At 65.9% G+C, this 4475-nt stretch carries 5 protein-coding genes; 3 read left to right on the plus strand and 2 right to left on the minus strand.

The features are described from left to right. Positions 1-736: glycosyltransferase (locus tag ACIQ3R_RS15605; protein ID WP_397419777.1), on the minus strand; the 736-nt coding region annotated here is incomplete at its 3' end. Positions 737-881: 145 nt separating this feature from the next. On the opposite strand from ACIQ3R_RS15605, the gene ACIQ3R_RS15610 reads away from it, so the two are divergent. Together ACIQ3R_RS15610 and ACIQ3R_RS15615 are read left to right on the plus strand one after the other, a co-directional pair. Next, positions 882-2057, plus strand: coding sequence for a glycosyltransferase (locus tag ACIQ3R_RS15610; RefSeq protein ID WP_397419778.1), 1176 nt, complete (start codon positions 882-884; stop codon positions 2055-2057). After that, positions 2047-2979, plus strand: a complete 933-nt coding sequence (locus ACIQ3R_RS15615; protein ID WP_397419779.1) for a hypothetical protein — start codon at positions 2047-2049, stop codon at positions 2977-2979. Before ACIQ3R_RS15610 ends, ACIQ3R_RS15615 begins: the two co-directional genes overlap by 11 nt. 391 nt (positions 2980-3370) lie before the next feature. Here ACIQ3R_RS15615 and ACIQ3R_RS15620 read toward each other — a convergent pair whose 3' ends face one another. After that, positions 3371-3907 (minus strand): alpha/beta fold hydrolase, encoded by a 537-nt coding sequence (locus tag ACIQ3R_RS15620; protein WP_397419780.1) that lies wholly within the window; start codon positions 3905-3907, stop codon positions 3371-3373. A 75-nt stretch (positions 3908-3982) separates the two neighbouring features. On the opposite strand from ACIQ3R_RS15620, the gene ACIQ3R_RS15625 reads away from it, so the two are divergent. Next, a partial coding sequence (locus tag ACIQ3R_RS15625) for an IS6 family transposase (protein WP_397419781.1) occupies positions 3983-4475 on the plus strand: 493 nt, incomplete at its 3' end.

Consider the following 4475-nt stretch of genomic DNA (forward strand, 5'->3'; position numbering starts at 1 on the left):
GCAGTTCGAGTCTCCGGATCGTCTCGGCGAAGACACCCAGGCCCTTCTCCAGCACGACGCGGCCCATGAACACGATCACCGGCCGATCCGCAGCAAAGCCTTGCGCCCGGCGCCACGCCTCGCACCTCCGGTTCGGGTTGAACAGCTCGGGATCGACGCCCCGCGCCCATAGCCGGATCCGCGCCGGCAGGGCCTCTATCCGAAGCTCGTCCACGAGCGCAGGCGTCGGCGCCAGAACATAGTCGCAGCCCGCGTAGAACCGCATTAGGTGACGGCGCAGCAGCGGCCGCATCCACCCGAGCGCGTAGTAGTCGAGGTAGTTGTCGAAGAGCGTGTGTAGGCTCGCTACCGCTGGAATCCGCAGGGTTCGCGCCAGCCGCAGTGCGCCCAGCCCCAGCAGGTCGGGCGACGAAAGGTGCACCAGGTGAGGTCGGAAACCGATGATGTTGCGCCGGATCGCCGGCGGAAGCCCCAGCGCGATGCGATAGTCCGGCCGCGAAGGGATCGCCACCGACGGCACGGAGATCAGGTCGCCGGCCGGTTCAAACGCGGGATGCTCTGTCGTAGGCGAGTAGACGCGAACCTGGGCGCCGATCTCGGTCTGAAGAAAGTCCACAAGCCGGTTGAGCGACTTGTTGGCTCCATCGAGCGTGTAGTTGTAGTTGCCGGAGAACAGCGCCACCCGAAGCGGCTGGTTATCGACTGACCCCGGACGGGCGACCAAGGATTGCGTCACGTCCCACTCCTCACACGCCTGCTGATTCTCGGCGCAAGCCGCCATCCCTTTGCCAGCGGAATGTGACACCTGAGCGATCCACTGCAGGACCGTTGACCGTGACCCTTCGCCCGCTCAAACCGCGTTTGGAGAGGCGAGGTCGCCGATGCGAATCGTCGAAATTTCGGAGTTTTACTCGCCCAACGGCGGTGGCGTGCGCACCTACGTCGATCGCAAGTTCGAGGCGGCGACGGCTGCTGGTCTTGAGTTCTACGTCATTGCGCCCGGCCCGAGGGACGCTTTCGAACCGCGCGGCGTGGGTGGTGTTTTCACCCTTCGCTCGCCTCCTCTGCCCCTCGATCCGAACTACTGGATGTTTTGGGACGCCTCGCCGGTGCACGCCCGCCTGGACATGCTGGAACCCGATCTTATCGAGGCGTCTTCGCCGTGGCGCGGCGCCTGGATCGCGGCTTCCTGGGCTGGTCAGGCGCCGCGGGCGTTGTTCGTGCATGCCGAGCCCGTGGCGGTCTATCCGCAGCGCTGGCTGGCGGGATCGCTCACACGCGACCAGATCGATCGCCTGTTCGCAGCCTATTGGGGCTACATGCGGCGGCTGGCCTCGAAGTTCGACGCGGTGGTCGCCGGCGACTGGCTCGCCGCTCGCCTGACGGGGCAGGGCGTCGGATCGGTCTTGCCGGTGGATCTCGGCGTTGATCGCGCGACCTTCTCACCCTCGCGCCGCGATGAGGCGTTGAGGGCGCGCCTGCTCGCCGCTTGCGGCTTGCCGCCCAGCGCACGCCTGCTCTTGGGAGTCGGGCGGCTCCACCCCCAGAAGCGCTGGCCGATGGTGATCGAGGCCGTGGCCTCCGCTCAGGACCAGGGGCCGTTCGGCCTCGTCATCGTCGGCGACGGCATGGCGCGGTCAAGGGTGGCCGCCGCCGCCGCGGGGAAACCCTTTGTGCACTTGGCCGGGGCGATCCGCGACCGGTCGGCTTTGGCCGCCCTGATGGCCAGCGCCGACGCCCTGGTTCATGGATGCGAATCTGAAACCTATGGCCTCGTGACCGGCGAGGCTGCGGCCGCCGGCTTGCCGCTGGTGTTGCCGGATTGGGGTGGCAGCGCGGGCTTTGCGAAACCTGCGACTTCGGAAACCTATCCCGCCGGCGATACGGAAGGGTTGGCGGCGGCGATCCGTCGACTGGCGGCGCGCGATCCGACGAGCTTGCGATCCGCCGCAGTCTGCGCGGCGTCGGAAGTACGCGGCGACGACGAACACTACTCCGCTCTGTTCGAAACCTACCGAAGGCTCATCGCTGAACGGGGGACTGGTGTTGGGGCGTGATCCGGAAGCGGCGGCGGTCGACGAGGCAGATCTGCGTGCGCCCCGGACTCTTTCGATGCTCGCGGGCGTCGCAGCCTCGGCGGCTCTACTGGCGGCGATAGCCTATCAGCTCCGGGACGCCACACCCGCAGCGGCCGAGTTGATGACCCGACTGCCCTGGACCGCGATCACCGTGTTCGCCGTCCTCTATCTGGTCCAGCCACTCGCCGATCTCGTGATCTATCGCCGGCTTTGGGGGCTTCCCTTGTCGAGCCTGTGGGCGCTCATGCGCAAGACGTCGATCAACGAGGCCGTGCTCGGCTATGCTGGCGAGGCCTATCTGTACTTTTGGGCGCGGCGCCGGGCGGTGCTTGCCAATCCGCCGCTGGCGACCATCAAGGACGTCAATATCCTTTCCGCGATTATTGGCTTTGCGTTCACCCTGATCGCCTTGCTGATAGCCGCGACCGGAGCCCATGGGGCCGAGCTCGCCCAATGGCTCCGCCCGGCATTCTGGCCGGTGGCCGGCGCGGTTGGGATCGCGCTCGCAGTCTTGATGTTCGGAAGCCGGATCTTCTCTCTCAGCCGCCGGGAGCTCGTATTCCTGGCCGGGGTGCACGCGGTGCGCTTGCTGGTCGCATGCGGACTCACTCTGACTCTTTGGGAGATCGCCATTCCCGAGGGCAGGATAGATATCTGGATTCCGCTTCTGGCGATTACAATGGTGAGTGCTCGCATACCATTCCTCACCAGCCCCAACCTCGTTGCGGGCAACGTCGTCCTCCTGTTGCTCGGATCGAATTCTCCCTTCGCACTCCTGCTGGCGGCCCTCGCCGTCGCGACGCTTTGCGCCCACTTGGTTGTAATCGCAGCGTTCGGGGTTGGGCTCGTCTGCTCGGCGCTGGCTTCGTGGTCAGCACAAGCCGAAGCGTCCTTGAAATGAAGACAGGTCGCCGCACTGTGTGGCGGTGCTGGCAGTCGAGCCGCAACCCGCCTCCAGAAAACTCAACCAATGTTTGTCCATGACTGGTGGCGGTGCTGTCAGTCTACGTCGACCCCGTCTCCAGTTTGGCGCTTCGGGCCTAACCTCGGACGACCCTTACGCTCGAGCGACTCTCACTCGGCCAGTGCGGCGGGTTGGAGATCCGCGGCGCGGAGGGCCCGACATGACCGCCTATCGGACTTGGTCATTGTGTCTATCTCAGCAGACCCGGAAGCCGGTCCGCGAGTTTGGGCTGACAGCGCCGCTTCCCTTACCGGTCGGTGCATTTGTTTGGCTGAAGATGGCCACTGCTCATTCCGCCGCCCCTCCCGTTGCCTGCTTGGGCCTTGTTTCAAGAACCGCGGGTCATCCAAGCCGCAATACGTTCCGCGGTCCGACCTGGGTGTTCGAGGTGAAGGAAGTGGCCCGCGTCCGGCCAGACCTCCAGCGTCACCCCACCTGAGAAAAGGGTCGCCGGCATCGCGGCGCCAAATACGTCTGGCGCGATGCAGCCGTCCTGTCCGCCAGATAGACCGAGGACCGGCGCCTGGATCGGCGTCGCGCCGAGTGCGGCGGTCTCAGCGGCCCGAGTGTGGGTGGGATCGAAAGCGACGCGATAGTAGCCGAGCGCGGCGGCCAGCACGCCGGGCGTGCGGAAAGTGGCCCGCATTGCCGCCAGCGCCTCGCCGTCGGGTGTCCAGTTCGGCGACCATCGCCGCCATAGGTGTTCAAGGAATGCGAAGTCCTCCGCTGCCGCCACAGCGTCCGCCAAGGCCCCGGATTGGAACAGAAAGACGTACCAGGAGCGTTCGAGCTGGGCGAAGTCGCCGCCGACCACGGCTGCGAAGCCAGCGGGATGCGGCACGGCCAGAGCGGCGAGCGAAGCCACCCGCTCCGGGGTGCTGTCAGTCTAACGGCAAAGTGTCTCCAGAACGGGCGATAGGGCCCGCGTTGGAGCCGATCGTTGCACAAGCCGCTATCGTTCAAGCGCCATCGGTTCCCGGCGGACGTGATCCGCCAGGCGGTGTGGCTGTACTTCCGGTTCACGTTGAGCCTGCGCGATGTGGAAGAGCTGCTGGCTCAGCGCGGGATCGAAATGAGCTACGAGACGATCCGGTGCTGGATCGTGAAGTTCGGTCCGCAGATCGCGGCGAACCTCCGCCGACGTCGGTCACCGCCGACAGGTCGCTGGCATCTCGACGAGATGTTCGTGCGGATCGGTGGACGGAAGATGTGGCTGTGGCGCGCGGTCGATGACGAAGGCGAGGTCCTCGACGTTCTGGTCCAGAAGCGGCGGAACAAACACGCCGCGTTGAAGCTTCTTCGAAAGTTGCTCCGGAACCAGGGTGTCCATCCGGAGGCGATCACCACGGACAAGCTGCCATCGTATGGCGCGGCTGTTCGTGATCTCGGCCTGGCTTCAGTCCACCGCCCCGGAGGGATGCGCGCAAACAACC

Origin of the sequence: Phenylobacterium sp., from assembly GCF_044371015.1 — a bacterium.
Taxonomy (GTDB): domain Bacteria; phylum Pseudomonadota; class Alphaproteobacteria; order Caulobacterales; family Caulobacteraceae; genus Phenylobacterium.

What these genes read in the sequence shown, in the direction of transcription:
- ACIQ3R_RS15610 (WP_397419778.1), top strand. Translation starts at nt 882, where the DNA reads ATGCGAATCGTCGAAATTTCGGAGTTTTACTCGCCCAACGGCGGTGGC.